This window comes from Streptomyces sp. NEAU-174, assembly GCF_052665095.1.
Window position 1 is genome coordinate 128,659 of the sequence record NZ_JBQTCE010000013.1, and the last position, 20,219, is coordinate 148,877.

Consider the following 20,219-nt stretch of genomic DNA (forward strand, 5'->3'; position numbering starts at 1 on the left):
CCGGCAGGCCCCGTAGGCCCGGCGGGCCCCGTAGGCGGCTTCCGCTCCCCGTCCGAGATGCCCGAGGTGCCCGAGGCGTCCGAGGCGTCCGAAGCGGCCGACCCGTCAGACCCGTCCGCCCCGCCCTCCGCAGCCCCGCCCCGAGCCCCCGGGCGACGCCGCCATCCCCGGATCACCACCCGGATCACCAGCCACAGGGCCGAGGCACCGAAGAGCGCGGCGGTGATCAGCAGCCAGCGCGGCCAGAAGACATCGGCGCTCAGCCCGGTCGCGTTCTCGTAGCGGCGCTCCCGCCGGCCGAGGATCAGCGGATACCACACCAGCAGCAGCACACCGGAGACAAAGGCGGGCACCCGCACATGGTTGATCCACCGGGCCGGGGCCGGGGTCGGGAGCACGGCCGCCACGGCGCGGTCGGCGAGCGCGTACAGCGGCAGCAGCACCAGGTCATGGAGGACGGCGGCTCCGGCGAACCACAGCACGATCCCGAACCAGTCGCCGCTCAGCAGCCTCACCCCGGCATAGCCGGTCAGCGCGAAGGAGCACAGCAACAGCACCAGCCGCAGCGGCGACTCGCCGTCCAGCCGCCGCAGCCCGACACGGCTCCGCCCGAGAAACCCCACACCGTCCCCCCGGAGTCCGAGAAGCCTCACGCCGTCCCCCCGAACGTCAGCCGCCCGACCCACTTGGTGTTGTGCACACCCGGGGCCCCGGGCACGATCACCCGCGCCGGATAGCCGTGGTCCGGCGACAGATCCGCCCCGTTGACCCTCAGCGCCAGCAGCGAGCGCGGATCGCGGACCTGGTGCTCGCTCAGCACCACGCTGCGGAAGGAGCCGTGCCGCTGCACCGACTCCACCAGGACCCTCGGCGGCCGGTCGGCATGCCCCACCAGCGCGGCGAGGTCGGCCAGCCGCACCCCCTCCCACCGCTGGTCGGCCGTGGACCACCCCTCCACACAGGCGATGGGCAGCGCCGCGCCATGGTGCTCGAGCCGCAGCAGCCGCTCCCGGGTGAGGACGGTCTCGTGGCCCGCCGCGCCCCACACCACCAGCCGCCAGTCGGGCCCGATGTCGCGGGCGCGGATGCCGACGGCCGCCACGGTCTTGTTGATCTGGAAGCCGTTCGGCCCTCGGCCCGGCTCACGCCCGTGCGGGGCGAGCAGCGCGCTCGTGCGCAGCGGCCCGCCGATGCTCTGACCGGCCGTCACCACCAGCAGCGCGAAGGAGCCGGTGCCGACCATGGCGAGCGCGCCGCGCCGCGACATGGTCGGCGCGGCGGGCCGCGGACTGACCAGGCCGGTCTCGTCCGGCGGCTCCGGCCGGGTGTCGGAGGTACGGGTGCGCAGTTCGGCCCGCAGCTCGCGGCTGCGCAGCGTCCGCACCATGAGCGGGAGCCGCAGCGCCACATGGACCACGAGGGCGGCCATGAAGATCCACGCCCCGTAGAAGTGCAGCGGGTAGAAGGAGCCGGGGAAGATGTAGTCCAGCTGGACGTTGAGCACGCCGGTGGCGAACTCGAACAGCCCCCCGCCGACCAGCAGGAGCAGCGAGAGCCGCTCCAGCGCGTGCCCCAGGGACCGCACCGGCGGCCAGGCGAACAGCTTGGGGATGACCGACCACAGCTTGGCCAGCAGCACGGGGACGAGCACGACCCCGAGCGTGACATGCACCCCCTGGGTGACGCGGTAGAGCCAGGAGGGGTCTGTCGGCCAGGAGAACAGGTAGAAGCCCAGCAGCCCCTTGTCCGGTGTCTTGTCGTTGACCGGGGACAGATCGGGGTTGTAGGCGGCGTACGACAGCAGTCCGGTCACGAAGAGCACGGGGATGCCGAAGAGCAGGACCAGGCCGAAGACGGACGTCAGCCAGGGGCCGCGCAGCGGGCTGCGCCACAGGGCTCGGCGCTCACGGTCGCGGCGCTCACGGTCGGTACGGGGAGGGTGGCTCATGGCATGACCGTAGGACCGCCGCACCGCCTCCAGGCGTCTTGAGCCCATGACAAAACGGTGACGTCACGGGCCCTGACCGGGAAGATCTGACGGTCCGATGACAGCGCGCGGCGCGGCGGCCCGGCGGCGTGATCGGCGACGTAGCGTGACGTCGTGAAGCTCCCTCTCCGCACCGGTGCCGACATCCGGCCCGCCCAGGACGACAAGCGGACCGGCCGTCGCAGGGACGTGCTCGCCGCCGCTGCCGCCGCCCTGCTCTTCGCCGTCGCCGCCGTCGTCGGCACCCTGATCCAGCGGGCCGATCACTCCCTGTACGTCGACTGGGCGCCGCTGTACGCCGATTGGCTGCCCCATGTGGGCCCCGGTACGCCCCTCGCCCTGGCCGTCGCCGCGGCGGTCGTCCTCCACGGCCACCGGCTGGCGGCTCGGCTGCCGTGGCGGGGGCTGCTGGGGGCCGTCTGGGCGGCGGCCATGGCCTGGATCTGGTCGCTGGCGCTGGTCGACGGATGGCGGCGCGGGGTGGCGGAGCGGCTGACGGCGCGCCATGAGTATCTGCGCGGCATCGACCGGTTCCAGGACATCGGCGCGGCCCTGCGCGGCTTCACCGGCCATATCCTGCTCACCCAGCCCGACCACTGGCCCGCCCATATCGCGGGCCATCCGCCGGGTGCCGTGCTCACCTTCGTGGGCCTGGACCGGCTGGGTCTGGGCGGCGGTGGCTGGGCGGGGACCTTCTGCGTCACCGTGGGCGGCTCGGCGGCGGTCGCGGTCCTGGTCACGCTGCGCGCCCTGGGGCAGGAGCGGGCGGCGCGCACGGCCGCCCCGTTCCTGGTCCTGGCGCCCGGGGCGGTATGGGCGGGCGCCTCGGCCGACGGCTACTTCGCGGCCGTCGCGGCCTGGGGGCTCGCACTGCTGGCGCTCGCGGCGACGCGTACGGTACGGGCGCCCGGGGCGGTCGCGCTGGGCTCCGGGCTGCTGCTGGGGCTGACGGCGTATCTCTCGTACGGGCTGACGCTGCTGGCGCTGCCCGCCGTCGCCGTACTGCTGCTGGCCCGCACCGCGCGGCCGCTGCCCTTCGTTCTGACCGGGGTGGCGGTGGTGGCCGGGGCGTTCACGCTGGCCGGGTTCCGGTGGTGGGAGGGGTACTCCCTGCTGGTCGAGCGCTACTACCAGGGCGTGGCCTCCGATCGCCCGTACGCGTACTGGGTCTGGGCCAATCTGGCCGTCGCGTCGGTGGTCGCCGGTCCCGCGTGTGTCGCGGGCGCGCGGCGGATGCTGTCGGCGGTGCCCGACGCCGCCCGGCGGCTGCGCCCGGGCGGGCCTGGCGGGCTTGGCCGCCCTGCCGGGCTGGACCGCCCGGGCGGACCTGGCGCCCCGGACGGGCTCGTCGTGCTGACCTTCGCCGCGCTGCTCGCGCTCGTCGTGGCCGATCTGTCCGGGATGAGCAAGGCCGAGACGGAGCGGATCTGGCTTCCGTTCCTCGTCTGGCTGCTGCCGACCACCGCGCTGCTGCCCGCCCGTGATCGCCGCCGATGGCTCCTGGTCCAGTCCTGTCTCTCACTGCTCGTCAACCACCTGCTTCTGACCGGTTGGTGAGGTGACCGATGTGAAGGGCACGTGATACTTCTGTGATACTGAGGGGGACGTACATCTGTACTGTTGCCAGGGGGCGGGACCCGTGAAGGCGCTGAAGATCGTGCAAGCGTTGAAGGCTTTAAACGCCAGGAACGCCTATGGCGTGGCCGCGCCCATAGGCGCGCTGACGGCCGTGGCCGTCGTGGTGGCGCTGCTGATAGCCCTGACCTCGCCGGGGGACGCGGGGGGCGCGCAGGACGGGGACCTCCCCGCGGCCGCGGCGTCCCCCAAGTCGGACCGGGTCCCCAGGGAGCCCAAGAAGGAAGACAAGTACGCCCATTGGGACGGCAAGACCAAGGTGCTCGGGGACGGCTCCACGTCGTACACCGGACCGCAGCCGCACCAGCTCAAGCCCGAGAAGCTCAAACCGGGCGAGAAGCCGCCGCAGTTCGTGGTCTTCTCCTGGGACGGCGCGCTGGAGAACGACGACCATCTCTTCTCCCGCTTCCGCGAGGTGGCCAAGGAGACCAACGCCACCATGACGTTCTTCCTGAGCGGCATGTATCTGCTGCCCAAGTCGAAGAGCGACCTCTATCGGCCGCCCCAGCACAAGCCGGGCTCGGCCGCCATATCCTTCCCCACCGACGAGCACATCAGGGAGACCCTGGAGCAGCTGCGCGGGGCCTGGCTGGACGGCAATGAGATCGGCTCCCACTTCAACGGCCATTTCTGCGGCGCCAAGGGCGGGCAGGACTGGTCCACCCAGGAGTGGAAGAGCGAGACCGAGCAGGCGTATTCGTTTGTGAAGCAGTGGAAGACGAACACCGGCTTCACCGACATCAAGCCGCTGCCGTTCGACTACGACGTGGAGCTGGTGGGCGGGCGCGCGCCGTGCCTGGAGGGCCAGAAGACGCTGATTCCGGCGATCAAATCCCTCGGCTGGCGCTATGACGCGAGTTCCCCGGGCGACTTCCAGCTCTGGCCGTCCAAGATCGATGGAATATGGAACTTCCCGCTTCAGCTGGTGCCGTACCCGGAGAGCGAGAAGCAGGTCCTCTCGATGGACTTCAACTTCCTCTTCAACCAGTCCGGTGACAGCACCGAGGGCGACCCGGCGAAATACGCGGAGTGGGAGCGGCTGACCCGCCAGGGATATCTGAACGGATTCGAGCGGGTCTACAACGGCAGCCGGGCACCGCTGTTCATCGGCAATCACTTCGAGACCTGGAACGGCGGCATTTATATGCAGGCCATCGAGGACGTGATGCGGAGTGTCTGCCGCCGCGACGGAGTGCGGTGCGTGTCGTTCAAGCAGCTCGCCGACTGGCTGGACGCCCAGGACCCGAAGGTCCTGGCGAAGCTGCGGATGCTGGACCCGGCGGAATCGCCGGACTGGTCCACGTACACCAAGAGCAAGTAAGCGGTCCCGTTGCGGGGCCCCTTCCGCCGGTGCGGCTCATTCCGCCGCCCCGTCCGCCATATAGCTCTTCCAGATGTCCATGGGGTAGGTGTCGCCCGAGGTGCCGGCGCCTCCCCCGCCCATTCCCTTGAGCGGCATCAGCTCCTGCGACTTCGGGTCCACCCGGGACAGCGAGACCGCCGTCGAGAGCTTCTTGGTGTAGCCGACGAACCAGGCGGAGGTGCCGTCCTGCGCCGTGCCGCCCTTACCGGCCACCTCGCCACCGCCCACGGCGGCCTCGCGCGCCGAACCCTCCGGGCTCTGGACCGCGCCGCGCAGCGCGTCGTCCACCTGCGCCGCGACGGCCGTGCTGAAGGCCCGCTTGGCGGGGTCCTTGCGCAGCTCGAGCTTCTGCCCACCGTGGGTGAGCCCGCTCACCGAGTACGGCGCGTAGTGGGTGCCCTCGGCGGCGAACGTCCCGTAGGCGCTGGCCATACGGATGGAGCTGGGCGTCGCGGTGCCCAGCGAGAACGCGGGCACCCGTGCGCCGAAGCTGCTGGGCAGCAGCCCCGCGTCGATGGACGCCTGCCGGACCCGGTCCAGGCCGACGTCCATGCCCAGCTGGATCATCGGGGTGTTGATGGACCGCACGATCGCCTGGCGCAGCGAGACCTGCCCATAGGAGGCGCCGTCGTCATTGGTGGCCCGCACGATCTTGCCGGCGCGGTCCCAGTACGGACCCTCGGGCGTATGCACCGCGATCTTGTTGTCGCCGTCGTAGAGCGTCGAGGGCGTCACGGGCGTCCGCGCGCCGTTGCGCTCCAGCAGGACGCCGTCGCGCAGCGCCGCGGCGTAGACGAAGGGGGTGAAGGAGGTGCCGGCCGGGACGGTGGAGGCGTTCGCGTCGTTGAATCCCTGCTCCAGATAGCCGGGGCCGCCGTACAGCGCGCGTATGGCGCCTCCCGGGGCCACGGACGCGGCGCCTATGCGCACATGGCGGTCCTCGGGGCGCTTCTCGGGGTCGAGGTTGTCCCGGGTCTCCTTGACCGCCTTGGCGAGCGCCTGGACCTTCGGCTTCTCGAAGGTGGTGTGGATCTGATAGCCGCCCAGGTCGAAATCGGCGTCGGATATGTCGGTGTGGGAGCTGACATACGCCTTGGCCGTCTCCACCAGATAACCGACCTGACCGGTGAGCCCCACCGGCTTGGGCTGCGCCTTGGGCTCGGGGAATGTCGTATAGCGCGCCCGCTCGGACTTGGAGAGCTTTCCGATGTCGACCATCCGGTCCAGCACCCACTTCCAGCGGTCGACGGCCCGCTTGTGGTTCTTGGCGCTGAGCGTGGGATCGAAGGTTCCGGCGCCCTTGAGCAGCGAGGCGAGCAACGCGCCCTCGCTCGCGTTGAGTTCCGATACGTCCTTGCCGTAGTACGCGTACGCCGCCCGCTGAATGCCGTAACTACCGCGTCCGAACCAGCTGGTGTTCAGATAGCGCTGGAGGATCTCCCGCTTGGTCATCCGGTCGTCCAGCTTGATGGCCATGAACATCTCGGTGAGCTTGCGGGAGAAGGTCTGGCGCTGATTCAGATAGGCGTTCTTCACATATTGCTGGGTGATGGTGGAACCGCCCTGTGTCTCACCGCCCGTCACCATCCGCGTGACGGCGCGCATCAGTCCGCTCGGGGACACTCCACTGTCGGTGTAGAAACTGGCGTTCTCGGCGGCGAGGACCGCCCACTGGACATCTTCCGGCACCTTGTCCAGCGGCACTTCCTGCCGGTTGACCGGGCCGGTGCGGGCCATCTCGGTGCCGTCGGCCCAGTAGTAGACGTTGTCCTGCTGGGTGGCGAAGTCGTTGAGGTTCTTGGGAATGTCGGTCTGAAGGTACAGAAAGCTCAGCAGACCGGTCAGACTGCCGAGGGAGAACAGGAAGAGCAGGGCGATCTGACGCCACGACGGCAGCCATCGCGTCACACCACGCCGCCCCGCCCGGGGGTAGTCCAGCCGGATCCGCGCGGCCGCCCAGCGGCGCAGCCGCATCCCCCGGCTCCTCGAGGACGGCTTACGGCGGTGCTTGCGGTGCTTCCCCATGGCGTTGTCACTGCTGCCCAGCACGTGTTTCCCCCACGCTCGCTCCGCGCGCGGGCGCGGCACAAAGGTGTGATCTTCCATCCCCCCAGACAGACCGATCCTATTTTCCCCTCTGAACGTCTGTCGCCACAGGGCCCTAAATTTTTGTAACAGTGACCATATTCAGGGACTCCACCCACCCGGTGACCTTTCGCACCGGCCGACGGTCCGGCGCATGCCCCGGGGGCACGGCGCATGCCCCCGGGGGCATCCCCTCCGTGACATGGGGGCATCCCCTCCGTGACACCCCGAAGCTCAAATGAACCTCTGAACCATGCGGCCGGGGGATTCGTCCTCCCTGTATGGGGTCATCACCCCGGCACGCGAGAACACACCGCGGGGGACGCGGTACGGAACGAGGAGGGGGAGCAGGAGCCATGGTGCGCCTCGGTACCGGAATCGGCTGGCGACCGGAGATCGCCGACGACATCGCGCGGCTGCCCGGCATCGACTGGGTGGAGGTGGTGGCGGAGAACATCTGCCCCGACCATGTGCCGGACGCGCTCCGGCGGCTGCGCGAGCGCGGGACCACGGTGGTCCCGCATGGAGTGTCGCTCGGCCTCGGGGGAGCCGAGCGGCCCGACCCCGGCCGCCTCCGGGCGCTGGCCGAACGGGCCGAGGCGCTGGGCTCGCCGCTGGTCACCGAGCACATCGCGTTCGTCAGGGCCGGGGGGCCGCTGACCGCGTCACCGGCCATGGAGGCCGGGCATCTGCTGCCGGTGCCGCGGACCCGTGACGCGCTGGACGTGCTGTGCGAGAACGTGCGCATCGCGCAGGACGCGCTGCCGGTGCCGCTCGCGGTGGAGAACATCGCGGCGCTGATCTCCTGGCCCGGCGAGGAGATGACCGAGGGCCAGTTCCTGGCCGAGCTCGTGGAGCGCACGGGGGTGCGGCTGCTCATCGACGTGGCCAATCTGCACACCAACCACGTCAACCGGGGCGAGGACCCGGCCAAGGCGCTGGACGAGCTGCCCACGTCGGCGATCGCCTACGTCCATGTGGCGGGCGGGGTGGAGCGGGACGGGGTGTGGCACGACAGCCACGCCCATCCGGTGACCCAGCCGGTGCTGGACGTGCTCGCCGAGCTGTGCGCCCGTACGACGCCGCCCGGGGTGCTGTTGGAGCGCGACGAGGACTTTCCGGCGGTCGAGGAGCTCGCGGGCGAGCTGGACGCGATCCGGGCGGTGACGGCGGCGGGGGCCGGGGCCGGGGCCGGGGCCGGGGCCTCCGAGGCTTCGGTGAGCGCGTCCACCGCGTCCGCCACGCCCGACGCGCCCGTGCCGGACGCCGTACGGGAACGGCTGGCGCTCGCCCAGGCCGCGCTGCTGTCCGCGCTGGTCGGCGGCACCCCGCCGCCCGAGGGCTTCGACCGGCGGCGGCTGCGGGTGCAGAGCGCGGCGCTGACCGCCAAGCGGGCGTCCGTCGTCGCCAAGGTGGCGCCGGAGCTGCCCGAGATCCTGGGCACCGGCTACCGCCCGGCGTTCACGCGGTACGCCGACGGCCGCCCGATGACCGGCGGCTACCGCCGCGACGCGATGTCGTTCGCCGAGCATCTGCTGGCGGACGGCCGGCCCGACGACGCGGCCGCCCGGCGCCGGTTGACGCTGTGGTGGCAGGAGCGGTCCGGCCCCGCGCCCCTGCCGTCCCACCCGGCGGCACGGCTGGCCCGCCGGGTCCGGCTCGCGCTGAGCGGGGGGCGGTGAGCGCCATGGGCACGATCGTGACCCTGATCTACCTGCTGGTCGCCGTGTCATCGGTGGTGCTCATCTCCGGAACGGTCCGGGCCCGGCGCAGGGAGGTCTCCGGGCCGGTGTACGCCCAGACGCACGACCTGCTGGAGGCCGCGTTCCTGGCGGGCGGGCCGGGGCGGGTGGCGGACACCGTGATCAGCGCGATGTACGCGGACGGGCGGCTGGCGATCGGCGACCCGGGCGTGGTCTCGGTACGGCAGCCGGTCGCGCGCGGTCCGGTCGAGGAGGAGCTGCTGCGGCTGTGCGCCATCTCCCCGCACGGCGGCCTGAAGTGGCTGCGCCGGGAGCTGATGCGCAGTCCGGTGGTGCAGATGATCGGCGACCAGTTGGCGGGGCGCGGGCTGATGGTGCGGCCGGACGCGCTCCGGTTCTGGCGGGGTGTGGCACGGACACAGGTCGGGCTGTGCGCGATGGGGGTGTTTCTGGCCGGCCTGATCAGCATCGCCTCCGTCGCCGACGACGGGCCTCCGCTGATCCTGATGATCGCCCCCGCGCTGTTCACCGGCTTCCTCATCGGCGGAATCTGCGCCGGCGCGGGCAAGCGAAGGCTGACCGCCGCCGGGCAGCGGGCGCTGGCGACGTTCCGGAGGGAGTCCGGGGTCGGCGTACGGCGCGCCCGGTCCGTCGGCCAACCGGCGGTGATCCCCGTGGCGGTCGTCGTCGCCCTGACCGGTGCGGCCGCCCTGGCGGACGACCCACTGCTGCGCGCCCAACTACTGGACGCACAAAAGGTTCCCGCCACCGCAGGTTCGCCGGGATCCTCGGGGTCCTCGGACTCCGGCGGCGGATCGTGGTGCGGAGGTGGAAGCGGCGGTTCCGGCTGCGGAGGCTCCTCCTGCGGCGGCTCATCCTGCGGCGGAGGCGGAGGCGGTTCGGGCTGCGGCGGAGGCGGCGGCTGCGGTGGTGGTGGCGGGGGCGGCGGCTGCGGAGGCGGCGGCTGAGCCGCCACGAGAAAGGCCGCGCCGCGGCCGGAAGGCCCGGCGGAGCCGCCGGGCACGGGTGGCCCGCCGGGCACGGGTGGCCCGCCGGGCACGGGTGGGTAGCGGGGGGGGCACGGGTGGGCACCACCGGGCACCGCTAGGCATCGCCGGACACCGGTGGGCCCCCCGGGGGGACCGTCGGACACCAGGGGGCGTCGCCGGGCATCCGGGTGGACACCGGGGGACCGCCGGACACCGAGGGGTCGCCGAGCACGGATGGGCACCGCCGGGCATCCGGTGGGCAGCGGTGGACACCACTGCCCACCGGGGGGGCCGCCGGACAGCGGTGAGCACCGCCGGACAGCGGTGAGGCCCGCCGAGTGCGGGCAGCCGACCGCGGCCCGACCGAGCCGAGCAACGGCGGATCAAGCCACCGGGCCCCGGGGTCTGGAGCGGACCCCCTTCCAGGGCCTAAGCGCTCCGCGGAAAGTGCCACGAGATGCCGTCGTGCGTCTGCGGCCGCATCGTGGCTGGTCGCGCCCACGCGGCGGAGCCGCACATCGACACAGCCCCGCGCCCCTTCGGAGCGCTGCCCGAACCGTAGTGGACTTCCTCCGACCGGCTTAGGGCGAGCCCCGGTCCTGAGTCTGGGGCGAACCCCGGTCCGGGGTCTGGGGCGGAGCCCCGGCCGGAGCCTGGACCGGAGCCCCGATCCAGGGCCTGGAGCAGACCCCCGGTCCGGAGCCTGGGGCGAACCCCGTCCTGGAGCCTGGGGCGAACCCCGGTCCGGGGTCTGGGGCGGAGCCCCGGTCGGGGTCTGGGGCGGAGCCTCAGTTTCGGGGAGGGGCGGGGAGGGGAACGGGCCGCCGCAGGCGTCACAACCGCCCGACACCCCGTCGCGGGCTTGCGCGGAGCGATCCGCATTCGCGCGAGTCGTTCATATCGTGAAAACTGTGGCGCGGCGGTGGCCGAGTCGAGTAGAACTCGGCCATGTTGTGGGTCCTCTTCCTGCTCGTCGCGTGGGGCGCGGCAGTCGTCAGTTGCACTCGGCTGTGCCTGGCGGCGGTGGCCGCCGCTCAGCCGATGGAGCCCGATCCGGGGGCAGACGGGAAGGGGCTGAGCCTGTACGAGGCGGCGTTCCTGTCCGGCGGGCCGCGGCGGGTGGGGGATCTGGCACTCGTCACGATGTATCGGGAGCGGCGGCTGCTGCTCGCGCACACCGGCTGGGTCACCGTGGTGGATCCGGACGCGCGGGACGAGCTGGAGCGGGCGGTGATCGGCGCGATAGGGCCGGAGGGCCAGGCCCCCGTGCGGCCGGTGCGGGTCGCGCTCGCCACCGCCGCCCCGGTGCGGGCGCTGGGCGACCGGCTGGTGGTGGCGGGGCTCGCGGTGCCCGCCTCGGCCCGTACGAATGTGGCGGTCGCGGTGCGCCATGTGCGGGCGGCCTGCCTGCTGGTGCTGGCGACGGCCGCCGCCGCGCTGCTGCTGGTGCCGCCCGCGGACGGGCGCGGTCCGGTGGCCGCGTGGTTCGTGCTGCCGCTGCTGCTCACGGCGAGCTGTCTGCTGATCGCCCGGGTCGAGGCGCATCCGTACTCGCGGTGGGCCTCCCCCGCCGGTCAGCGGCTGCTGGGCCGGATCGACGTGCCCCCGCGGCGGACCCTCGCCCAGCGCTCCGGCGGCGACGCGGATGGCGGTGACGACGACGGCGACCTGCTCACCGCGCTCGCCGTGCACGGCACCGCCGCCCTTCCCGACCCGGCGCTGCGCGCGGCTCTGAAGACGCATTGGGGTCATTGACCCCGACACCGCGGCCCGGTGCTTTACATGGTCATCCGGCGCGCCAAATATCCCTTTCATCGCGCGATGCACGAAGGGATGGCCAGTGAGAGCAGCAGCGCTGTACGGCATCCTCGGGCCGCTGTCCCTGTCGCTGGCCATGAGCGCGCTGCTCGCGACGCCCGCCACCGGCCGCCCGCTCGCCGCGGCCACCGCCCCCGCTGCCGCCACGGATCCCGCGACGCCCACCGCGTTCACCAGGTCCACCAGGTCCGCCGCGGCCCCGGCCGGTACCGCGGGCGCGCCCTCTGCGACCCGTTCGGCCCCCGCCGCCCCCGTCGCCCCCGCCGCGCCCGCCTGGACCACCTGGTCCGCCCCACCCGCCTCGGTCGCCCCGGCCGCCGCCCCGCCCGGCGACGCGGCCGCGACCCGCGGCGTGGCGTTCGCCGCCCGGCGCGCGGCGCAGCGCGGTGTCGCCTTCCACCGCTGCCCCCGCGCCGAGGCGCTGGCCGCCCCCATCACCTGCGGAAAGGTCTCCGTACCGCTCGACTACGCCCGTCCCCACGGCAAGCACATCTCCCTCACCGTCAGCCGGATCCGGGCCACCGGCCCGAAGGCGCGGCGTCAGGGCGCACTGGTCTACAACCCCGGCGGACCGGGCGCCTCCAGCATGGCGTTCCCCGAGTACGCGGCCGAGGACGCCTTCCGCCGGGTGGCCGCCGCCTACGACTTCGTCGGCTACGCCCCACGGGGTGTGGGCCGCTCCGCCCCGCTGTCCTGCCAGCGGCCGTCGGCCTACGCCAAGGCGCCGACCAGTTCCCCGCCGCACCCCACGGCCGCCTTCAAACGGCGGCTGGTGGCGCGGGCGCGCGCCTACGCCCGGGGCTGTGTGCGCCGCTCGGGCCGCGCGCTCGCGCACTACACCACGCTGAACAACGCCCGTGACCTGGAGGTGCTGCGCGCCGCGCTGGGCCAGCGGCGGCTCACCTTCGTGGGCGCCTCGTACGGCACGTACTACGGGGCCGTGTACGCCACGCTCTTCCCGGGGCGGGTGCGCCGGATGGTCTTCGACAGCGTGGTCAACCCCGCCCCCGGGTGGATCTGGTACCGCGACAACCTCGACCAGTCGCTGGCCTTCGAGCGGCGCTGGCGGGACTGGCGCCGCTGGGTCGCCCGGCACCACACCGCCTACCACCTGGGCGCCACCGCGGACCGGGTGCTCGCCTCGTACGACACGGCGCGGCGGCGGCTGGCGCGTAAACCGGCGGGCGGGGTCGTCGGCACCGCCCAGCTCCAGAACGCGTTCCTGCGGACCGGCTACAACGATGCCTACTGGGACCCGGCCGCCCGGGCGCTGGCCGCGTATCTGCGTGGCGACCCCGAGCCGCTGATCGAGCTCGCGGCGCCCGATCCGGCGGAGGCGGCCGACGACGAGAACGGCAACGCCGTCTACACCGCCGTGGAGTGCAACGACGCGCCCTGGCCGCGCGCCTGGGCCACCTGGGACCGCGACAACACCGCCCTCGCCCGCCGCGCGCCCTTCGAGACCTGGGACAACGTGGCGATGAACCTGCCGTGCGCCTTCTGGCCGCTGAAGCCCGGCCGCCCCCTCGACGTGGGGAACCTGGAGGCCGTGGGCCCCCGGAGGGCGGACCGGGTCAGGGTGCCGCCGGTGCTGCTGCTGTCAGCGGAGCGGGACGCGGCCACGCCGTACGCGGGGGCGAAGGAGCTGTGGCACCGGCTGCCAGGCTCCTCGCTGGTGACCGAGCGGGAGGCGGGGACGCATGGGCTGTGGGGCGGTCCGAACGACTGCGTCAACCGCCATGTGGACGCCTATCTGCTGACCGGGAAGACCCCGGGGCGGTCCGCCTTCTGCGCTCCGCGCCCGGAGCCCACGCCGCTGCCGGAGCCGGCTCCGCTGCCTGAGTCGGGGAAGCAGCCTGCGGCGATCCCGGGCACGCCGTAGGAGGGCGCCAGTGACGCCTGCGGGCGGCTTTCCCCTCCCCGCCCCTTCCCGAAACTGGGGCTCCCGCCCCAGCCCCCGGCCGCGCACCGCCCGCCGCGAACAGCGCACGGCCACCGGCTCGCGGCGCGGCTGCCGTGGCGGGGTTGCTGGGGCCACCCGGCGGCCGCCATGGCCTGGATCCGGTCGCTGGCGCTGGTCGACGGCTGGCAGCGCGGGGTGCCGCACCGCTCATACCCAGGCCCCGCTGACCAGCCAGCCGCTCGACCACCGCGTCACCCAGGTGGCGCGGTCGGCGGCCCGGCCGGTGAGCTGATCTGGCGACCGCCGGTTCCTCGCCCCCGGGGTCTGGGGTGGAGCCCCCGCCACGCGGCGGAGCCGCATAGCGATGCTGTGGGAAGGGGCGGGGAGGGGAAGCACCCGCCGGACAACCCGTCAGCGCGTCAGGCCAGACCGGCGACGAGCTCGGAGAGCGCCTTGCGGCGGCCGGTGTAGAACGGGACCTCCTCGCGCACGTGCCGACGCGCCTCGGAGCCGCGCAGGTGGCGCATCAGGTCGACGATGCGGTGCAGTTCGTCCGCCTCGAAGGCCAGGATCCACTCGTAGTCGCCGAGCGAGAAGGACGCCACCGTGTTGGCGCGCACATCGGGGTAGCCGCGGGCCATCTTGCCGTGGTCCGCGAGCATCTTGCGGCGGTCCTCGTCGGGCAGCAGGTACCAGTCGTAGGAGCGGACGAAGGGGTACACGCTGACGTACTCGCGCGCGTTCTCGTCCGCGAGGAACGCCGGGATGTGGGACTTGTTGAACTCGGCCGGGCGGTGCAGCGCCATGTTGGACCACACCGGCTCCAGGTGGCGCCCGAGCCGGGTGCGGCGGAAGAGGTTGTACGCCTCCTGGAGGGCGTCGGAGGTCTCCGAGTGCCACCAGATCATGACGTCCGCGTCGGCGCGCAGCCCGGACACGTCGTAGGTGCCGCGCACGGTGACGTCCTTGGCGGCGAGCTGGGAGAAGAGCTCCTCGACCTCGTCGGCGAAGCCGGTCCGGTCCTCCGGCAGCACATCGCGCAGCCGGAACACCGACCACAGGGTGTAGCGGATGACCTCGTTGAGGTCCTTGGCCTTCTTACCGGCGTTGGGAGTCTTCTCAGGTGCAGCAGTCATGGCCCTATTCTCGCTCTCCGGCTCCGGCGCCCGGCTCCCGGGTGGCCGTCAGGGAGCCCAGCAGCTCATCGGCCGCCTTACGGGCGCTGCCGACGCACGCCGGGATGCCGACCCCGTCGTAGAGGGCGCCGCATACCGCCAGCCCGGGCACCTTGGCGGCCTCGGCGCGGATGCGGGCGACCCGGTCGAGATGGCCCACCGGGTACTGGGGCAGTCCGCCGTCCCAACGGTCCACCCGGCTCGCGACGGGCTTCGCCGCCAGGCCGACGGCCTCGCCGAGATCGGTGAGCGACATCCTTACCAGATCGGCGTCGTCCCGCTTCAGATCCGCCTCGTCGTCAAACCGCCCGATCGAGGTACGCAGCACGAAGAGCTCGGGACCGGCGTCGCGCAGCCAGCCCCACTTACGGCTGGAGAACGTCGCCGCCTTGATCGTCCGGCCGTCGACCGGCGGCACCAGGAAGCCGCTGCCCTCGGCGAGCGAGGCCACATCGGTTCGCCGGAAGGCCATGGTGACCAGCGCCATCGAGGCGTAGTCCACGGTGGCCAGCTCGGCGGAGGCGGCCGGGGCCGCGGCGGCCAGCAGCCGGGCGGCGGCGGGCGCGGGGACCGCCAGCACCACGGCGTCCGCCACCACCACCGGCGGGCTGTCCGTACTGCCCGTACCGTCCCCGCCGCCCGTGCCGTACCCGCCGCCCACGGCCCCCGTGCCGCTCGTACCGCCCGCGTCGTCCACCACGACGGTCCAGCCGTCCGCGGTGCGCCGCAGCTCCCGTACGGGCGCCCCGGTGCGGATCTCGCCGCCCGCGGCCCGTACGGCGTCGGCGACCGCGAGCGGCAGCCGCCCGATTCCGCCGTCGATGCCCATGAACACCGGGCCGTCCTGCCGTCGCGCCGAGCGCTCGGCCAGCTCCCGGACGCCCTCGGTCAGCGGGCGCCCGGACTGGGCCACCTCGAACAGGGTGGGGACCGACGCGCGCATCGAGGTGCGGTACACATCGCCCGCGTACACCCCGCCCAGCAGCGGTTCCACCAGCCGGTCCACGACCTCGCGGCCGAGCCGCTCCGCCAGATATCCGCCGAGCGCCACGTCCTCGCCGACCGGCGTCGGCGGCAGCTCGCGGTCGCGGGCGATCCGGGCCAGCCCCTCCTCCGAGATCACCCCGGACGCGGCCAGCGGCTCCAGATCGCCGGGGACGCCCATCACATGCCCCTTGGGCATCGGGCGCAGCCCCCCGCGCGTCCAGAGCGAGGCGGTCGCGGTCGCGGGCGGCTGAAGCCGGTCGCCGAGGCCCACGGCGCGCGCCAGCTCGACCGCCTCCGGGCGGCGGGCGAGCATCGACTCGGCGCCCAGGTCCACCGGTACGCCCTCGATCTCCCCCGAGCGCAGCTTGCCGCCGAGCCGCCCCGACGCCTCCAGGACCGTCACCCGCGCCCCGCCGTCCAGCAGCCGGTGGGCCGCCGCGAGGCCCGCGATTCCGCCGCCGATGACCACGACATGACCGGTTCGCCCCGCCCCCGGGGTGTTCGCCGCTCTCATGCCCCCACTCTCTCACCCGCCCCCAGGGCGTGATGCGCCGAGGCCGTGGCCAGATCGGCCTCGATACGGGCCGCGGTGGCGCGCAGCGCCGGGAGGAGTTCGCCGCGGGCGCTCTCGGCGGTGCCGCGGCCGGCGTGGGTGGCCACGTTGAGCGCGGCCACCACGCGTCCGCGCGCGTCCCTCACGGGCACGGCGAGCGACCGCAGCCCCTCCTCCAGCTCCTGGTCGACCAGGGCGTACCCCTCCTCCGCCGCGCGCTCCACGACGCGCGCCAGCTCGGCCACGTCGGTCACGGTGTGCCGGGTCAGCGGCTCCGGCCGCACCCCGGCGAGGTGGGCGGCGCGGGCGTCGGCGTCCAAGCCCGCGAGCAGCACCCGGCCCATTGAGGTGGCGTAGGCGGGGAAGCGGGTGCCGATGGTGATGTTGACGCTCATGATGCGGACGGTGGGGACGCGCGCGATGTAGCGGATGTCGCCGTCGTCGAGTACGGCCAGGGACGCCGACTCATGGACGGTGCGGACCAGTTCGCGCATATGCGGCTGGGCGATGTCGGTGAAGCCGAGCTCCGCGAGGGGGGCGTAGCCGAGCTCCAGCACGCGTGGCAGCGGCCGGAAGGCGCGGCCGTCGGCCTCCGCGTACCCCAGCTCGACCAGGGTGAGCAGCGAGCGCCGGGCGGTGGCCCGGGCCAGCCCGGTGGCCTCCGCGACGGCGCTGAGCGTCATCCCCCCGCCCCGGCCGCCGCCCGGCCCCGCGCCGACGAGGCCGGGCGCCATGCCACCGCCCAGGGCCCGCAGCACGGCCAGTCCGCGCGCGAGGGACTGGAGGAACCCCGCTCCCAGCTCCCGCTTGGCCATCCGCGCGGGATCCTCGCCCACGGCCGTACCGGAGTCCCCGGCAACCGAAGCAACCGAAGCAACCGAAGCAACCGAGACGCCCGAAGCGACCGAAACACCCGAGACACCTGAGGCAGCCGAGACACCCGAGGCAGCCGAAGCGCCCCAAGCAGCCGGCCTGGGCCGCCGCGCCGTCAAAGCCGCCTCCATCGCCGGGAGTTCCGCCCCCAACGGCCCCAGCACCGCCGCCCGCAGCGAGTCCACGTCATGGCGGCTGGTGTGGCTGACCACGTTGACCGCGCAGACGATACGGCCCGAGGCGTCCCGCACCGGAACGGACACCGCCACCAGGCCCGGTTCGATCAGTTGGTCGTCGACGGCCCAGCCGTCGCGGGCGGCCTCCTTGACGCGGGCCTCGAAGTCCTCGCCGAAGGCGGGCCGATGGCGGGGCGGGACGGCCGGGAACGCGGTGTCCAGGGGGTCTTCGGCGCGGCGGGCGCGCCAGGCGGCCCAGTCGGCCCCGGACCACTCGGCGGCGAAGAGCGCACCGGGCGAGCAGCGCTCGGCGGGGAGCAGATCGCCGATCCGGAAGGCGAGGGACATGGTGCGGCGGCGGGTGACCTGGACGACGAAGCGCACCCCGCCGCCGTCGGGGACGGCGACCGAGACCGACTCGTCGAGCCCGTCCGCGAGCCGCTCGGCGAACGGACCGAGCGCGGCGGGCAGTCCGCTCGCGGCCAGATAGGCGTTGCCCAGCTCCATCAGGCGGACGGCCAGGCCGATGTCGCGGCCGTCGAGCGTGACGTAACCGAGCTGTTCGAGCGTGGCCACGACGCGGTCGACCACGGACCGGGCGAGCCCCGTGCCGCGCACGAGATCGCCGGGCCGGACCGTCGTCCGCCCCTCGTGCGCGGCCAGCCGGGTCAGCTCGCGCAGCACGGCGAGGCCGCGCTCGAGAGGCCCGACGGGGCCATTGACAGGTGGTGGCACCGGGCTGAAACTCATCACCAGCCGATTATGAACGAAGTTTCACTCAGCGAACAAGTGGCGAAGGCGAAGCGGGCCGCATGGATCACCACAGCGACATGGACCACCACACCAGGGGGACGATGTGATGCGCACGACCGTCGGCATCATCGGCGGCGGGCCCGCCGGGCTGCTGCTCGCCCGGCTGCTGCACCGCGCCGGGATCGACTGCGTGGTGCTGGAGAGCCGGGACCGGGCCTATGTCGAGCGGCGCCAGCGGGCCGGGATCCTGGAGCAGGGCACCGTGGATGTGCTGCGGGAGTGCGGCGCCGGCGGGCGGCTGGACCGCGAGGGGCTGCCGCACCAGGGCATCGAGCTGCGCTTCGAGGGCCGCGGCCACCGCGTGGACTTCCCCTCCGCCACCGGCGGCAAGTCGGTGATGGTCTACGCCCAGACCGAGATCGTCAAGGATCTGATCGCGCTTCAGCTCGAGGAGCCGGGCGGTCCCCCGCTGCTGTTCGAGGCCGAGGCACTGGCCATCGAGAAGCCGGACTCCGCCGCGCCCGTCGTCCGCTTCCGCCACGAGGGCCGCGAACAGACCCTGAGCTGCGACTACGTGGCGGGCTGCGACGGCTTCCACGGCATCGCACGGCGCACGATCCCCGCCGACCGGGTGCGCGCCTTCGAACACGCCTACCCCTACTCCTGGCTCGGAGTGCTGGCCGATGTGGCGCCGTCCTGCGAGGAGCTGATCTACGCCCGCCATCGGCGCGGCTTCGCCCTGCACAGCATGCGCTCCCCCCATGTCTCCCGGCTCTATCTCCAAGTGCCCAACGGCACCGACCCGGACGGCTGGTCCCATGAGCGGATCTGGGACGAGCTGTCGGCCCGGTTCGCGCTCGACGGGGGCCGGACGCTGGAGCGCGGCCCGATCACCGCCACCTCCGTCACCCCGATGCGCAGCTTCGTCCAGGAGCCGATGCGCCACGGCCGGCTCTTCCTGGCGGGCGACGCGGCGCACATCGTGCCGCCCACCGGCGCCAAGGGGCTCAATCTGGCCGTCACCGATGTGATCACGCTGGCCAAGGCGCTGATCCAGCACCAGGAGACCGGTTCGCCCGAGCTGCTGGACGGCTATTCGCGGACCTGTCTGCGCCGGGTGTGGCAGGCCGAGCGGTTCTCGTACTTCATGACGGACACGCTCCACCGGCGCCCGGACGAGACCCCGTTCGAGGACCGGGAGCGGATCGCGCGGCTGGAGCGGATCGCCTCCTCCCCCACCGCCTCCGCCGAGCTCGCCGAGAACTACGTCGGCCTCCCGCTGTCATGACCGCCTCCGGCCCCCTCATCCCCGTCAGCCCACCGGGCACCCGCGCCACCGGCGGCCGGGAGGACGGCGGCCGCTCGGTCGCGGGCCGGGTGCTGGCGGTCCTCGACGCGTTCGACGCCTCGCACCGCTCGCTGTCCCTCACCTCCCTCGCCCGGCGCGCCGGGCTGCCGCTGGCCACCGCGCACCGGCTGGTCGCCTCGCTCACCCGCTGGGGCGCCCTGGAGCGCGACGCCACCGGGGCGTACCACATCGGGCTGCGGCTGTGGGAGGTGGCGACGCTCTCCCCGCGCGGGGTCGGGGTGCGCGAGGCGGCCCTGCCGTTCATGGAGGACCTGTACGAGGCCACCCACGAGAACGTCCAGCTCGCCGTGCGGGACGGCCTGGAGGTGGTCTATGTCGAGCTGATCTCGGGACACTCGGCGGTCCAGGTGCGCACCCGGGTCGGCAGCCGCTGGCCGCTGCACGCGACCGGCGTCGGTCTTGTGCTGCTCGCGTACGGGCCGCCACGGCTGTACGAGCGGGTGTGCGCCCGCCCGCTGCGCCGCTACACCGAGCTGACGATCCAGGACCCGCACCGGCTGCGGGCCGCCCTGGCCGAGGTGCGGCGGACCGGGATCGCGGTCAGCGACCGGCAGATCACCATGGACGGCCTTTCCATCGCCGCCCCGGTGCGCGGACCGGGCGGGGAGGTGGTGGCCTCGCTGTCGGTGGTGGTGCCGGCCGCCGAGGGGCGGGCCCCGGGGCTGATCCCGGCCGTACGGGTCGCCGCGCACGGCATCTCCCGTACCCTCGCCGCCGCCCTGGGGCAAGACCCCGTGGCGGAGGCTTCCGGTCGATGAAAGACCCGGGAACGCGCCTTGCCGCGCCCGGTGCCCGGCCACATTCTGTGTGGCACCAACCGAGCCGCCGAGCCGACACGCCCAGGCCCGAG

At 73.4% G+C, this 20,219-nt stretch carries 13 protein-coding genes and 1 pseudogene; 8 read left to right on the plus strand and 6 right to left on the minus strand.

Features of this window, described 5'->3' with window-relative positions; translation table 11 throughout:
- Nucleotides 1-140: 140 nt before the first annotated feature.
- A pseudogene (locus ACT2CW_RS33160) lies at nucleotides 141-623 on the minus strand (hypothetical protein); the annotation flags it as partial.
- 26 nt (nucleotides 624-649) lie between these two features.
- Nucleotides 650-1,948: a molybdopterin-dependent oxidoreductase gene (locus ACT2CW_RS33165; RefSeq protein ID WP_445519270.1), complete on the minus strand. Its 1,299-nt coding sequence runs from the start codon at nucleotides 1,946-1,948 to the stop codon at nucleotides 650-652.
- Between the two features lie 153 nt (nucleotides 1,949-2,101).
- Here ACT2CW_RS33165 and ACT2CW_RS33170 point away from each other — a divergent pair, with 153 nt between their 5' ends.
- Nucleotides 2,102-3,544, plus strand: coding sequence for a hypothetical protein (locus ACT2CW_RS33170; protein ID WP_445519271.1), 1,443 nt, complete (start codon nucleotides 2,102-2,104; stop codon nucleotides 3,542-3,544).
- Between the two features lie 142 nt (nucleotides 3,545-3,686).
- Complete coding sequence (locus tag ACT2CW_RS33175) at nucleotides 3,687-4,943, plus strand: hypothetical protein (RefSeq protein ID WP_445519272.1); 1,257 nt, start codon at nucleotides 3,687-3,689, stop codon at nucleotides 4,941-4,943.
- A gap of 36 nt (nucleotides 4,944-4,979) precedes the next feature.
- Here ACT2CW_RS33175 and ACT2CW_RS33180 read toward each other — a convergent pair whose 3' ends face one another.
- Nucleotides 4,980-6,959, minus strand: a complete 1,980-nt coding sequence (locus ACT2CW_RS33180) for a transglycosylase domain-containing protein (RefSeq protein ID WP_445519384.1) — start codon at nucleotides 6,957-6,959, stop codon at nucleotides 4,980-4,982.
- A 467-nt stretch (nucleotides 6,960-7,426) separates the two neighbouring features.
- Here ACT2CW_RS33180 and ACT2CW_RS33185 point away from each other — a divergent pair, with 467 nt between their 5' ends.
- The 4 genes from ACT2CW_RS33185 to ACT2CW_RS33200 all read left to right on the plus strand — a co-directional run bounded on the left by ACT2CW_RS33185 (nucleotide 7,427) and on the right by ACT2CW_RS33200 (nucleotide 13,462).
- Nucleotides 7,427-8,752, plus strand: a complete 1,326-nt coding sequence (locus ACT2CW_RS33185; RefSeq protein ID WP_445519273.1) for a DUF692 domain-containing protein — start codon at nucleotides 7,427-7,429, stop codon at nucleotides 8,750-8,752.
- A gap of 5 nt (nucleotides 8,753-8,757) precedes the next feature.
- Nucleotides 8,758-9,741: a TIGR04222 domain-containing membrane protein gene (locus tag ACT2CW_RS33190; RefSeq protein ID WP_445519274.1), complete on the plus strand. Its 984-nt coding sequence runs from the start codon at nucleotides 8,758-8,760 to the stop codon at nucleotides 9,739-9,741.
- A gap of 969 nt (nucleotides 9,742-10,710) precedes the next feature.
- On the plus strand, nucleotides 10,711-11,517 hold the full coding sequence (locus ACT2CW_RS33195) for a TIGR04222 domain-containing membrane protein (RefSeq protein WP_445519275.1): 807 nt from the start codon (nucleotides 10,711-10,713) through the stop codon (nucleotides 11,515-11,517).
- An 85-nt stretch (nucleotides 11,518-11,602) separates the two neighbouring features.
- Nucleotides 11,603-13,462, plus strand: a complete 1,860-nt coding sequence (locus ACT2CW_RS33200) for an alpha/beta hydrolase (RefSeq protein ID WP_445519276.1) — start codon at nucleotides 11,603-11,605, stop codon at nucleotides 13,460-13,462.
- A gap of 440 nt (nucleotides 13,463-13,902) precedes the next feature.
- On the opposite strand, the gene hemQ is transcribed toward ACT2CW_RS33200, so the two are convergent.
- The 3 genes from hemQ to ACT2CW_RS33215 are packed head-to-tail and all read right to left on the minus strand — an operon-like array spanning nucleotide 13,903 to nucleotide 17,997.
- Entirely contained in the window at nucleotides 13,903-14,619 is a 717-nt protein-coding gene (hemQ, locus tag ACT2CW_RS33205; protein ID WP_182471485.1) for a hydrogen peroxide-dependent heme synthase, read from the minus strand.
- Nucleotides 14,620-14,623: 4 nt separating this feature from the next.
- Nucleotides 14,624-16,159 carry a protoporphyrinogen oxidase gene (gene hemG / locus ACT2CW_RS33210; RefSeq protein ID WP_445519277.1) on the minus strand — a complete coding sequence of 512 codons (1,536 nt, stop codon included), beginning with the start codon at nucleotides 16,157-16,159 and terminating at the stop codon, nucleotides 14,624-14,626.
- On the minus strand, nucleotides 16,156-17,997 hold the full coding sequence (locus ACT2CW_RS33215) for an IclR family transcriptional regulator domain-containing protein (RefSeq protein WP_445519278.1): 1,842 nt from the start codon (nucleotides 17,995-17,997) through the stop codon (nucleotides 16,156-16,158). The genes hemG and ACT2CW_RS33215 overlap by 4 nt, the downstream gene beginning before the upstream one ends.
- Before the next feature lie 109 nt (nucleotides 17,998-18,106).
- Here ACT2CW_RS33215 and ACT2CW_RS33220 point away from each other — a divergent pair, with 109 nt between their 5' ends.
- Entirely contained in the window at nucleotides 18,107-19,288 is a 1,182-nt protein-coding gene (locus ACT2CW_RS33220; protein WP_445519279.1) for a 4-hydroxybenzoate 3-monooxygenase, read from the plus strand.
- Nucleotides 19,285-20,127 carry an IclR family transcriptional regulator gene (locus ACT2CW_RS33225; RefSeq protein WP_233361851.1) on the plus strand — a complete coding sequence of 281 codons (843 nt, stop codon included), beginning with the start codon at nucleotides 19,285-19,287 and terminating at the stop codon, nucleotides 20,125-20,127. Before ACT2CW_RS33220 ends, ACT2CW_RS33225 begins: the two co-directional genes overlap by 4 nt.
- Nucleotides 20,128-20,219: the final 92 nt, after the last annotated feature.

Excerpts from the sequence above, each read along its gene's own strand:
- ACT2CW_RS33165 (WP_445519270.1), bottom strand. The coding sequence starts at position 1,948 with ATGAGCCACCCTCCCCGTACCGACCGTGAGCGCCGCGACCGTGAGCGC.
- ACT2CW_RS33180 (WP_445519384.1), bottom strand. The coding sequence starts at position 6,959 with ATGCGGCTGCGCCGCTGGGCGGCCGCGCGGATCCGGCTGGACTACCCC.
- ACT2CW_RS33185 (WP_445519273.1), top strand. The coding sequence starts at position 7,427 with ATGGTGCGCCTCGGTACCGGAATCGGCTGGCGACCGGAGATCGCCGAC.
- ACT2CW_RS33190 (WP_445519274.1), top strand. The coding sequence starts at position 8,758 with ATGGGCACGATCGTGACCCTGATCTACCTGCTGGTCGCCGTGTCATCG.
- ACT2CW_RS33195 (WP_445519275.1), top strand. The coding sequence starts at position 10,711 with ATGTTGTGGGTCCTCTTCCTGCTCGTCGCGTGGGGCGCGGCAGTCGTC.
- hemQ (WP_182471485.1), bottom strand. The coding sequence starts at position 14,619 with ATGACTGCTGCACCTGAGAAGACTCCCAACGCCGGTAAGAAGGCCAAG.
- hemG (WP_445519277.1), bottom strand. The coding sequence starts at position 16,159 with ATGAGAGCGGCGAACACCCCGGGGGCGGGGCGAACCGGTCATGTCGTG.
- ACT2CW_RS33215 (WP_445519278.1), bottom strand. The coding sequence starts at position 17,997 with ATGAGTTTCAGCCCGGTGCCACCACCTGTCAATGGCCCCGTCGGGCCT.
- ACT2CW_RS33220 (WP_445519279.1), top strand. The coding sequence starts at position 18,107 with ATGCGCACGACCGTCGGCATCATCGGCGGCGGGCCCGCCGGGCTGCTG.
- ACT2CW_RS33225 (WP_233361851.1), top strand. The coding sequence starts at position 19,285 with ATGACCGCCTCCGGCCCCCTCATCCCCGTCAGCCCACCGGGCACCCGC.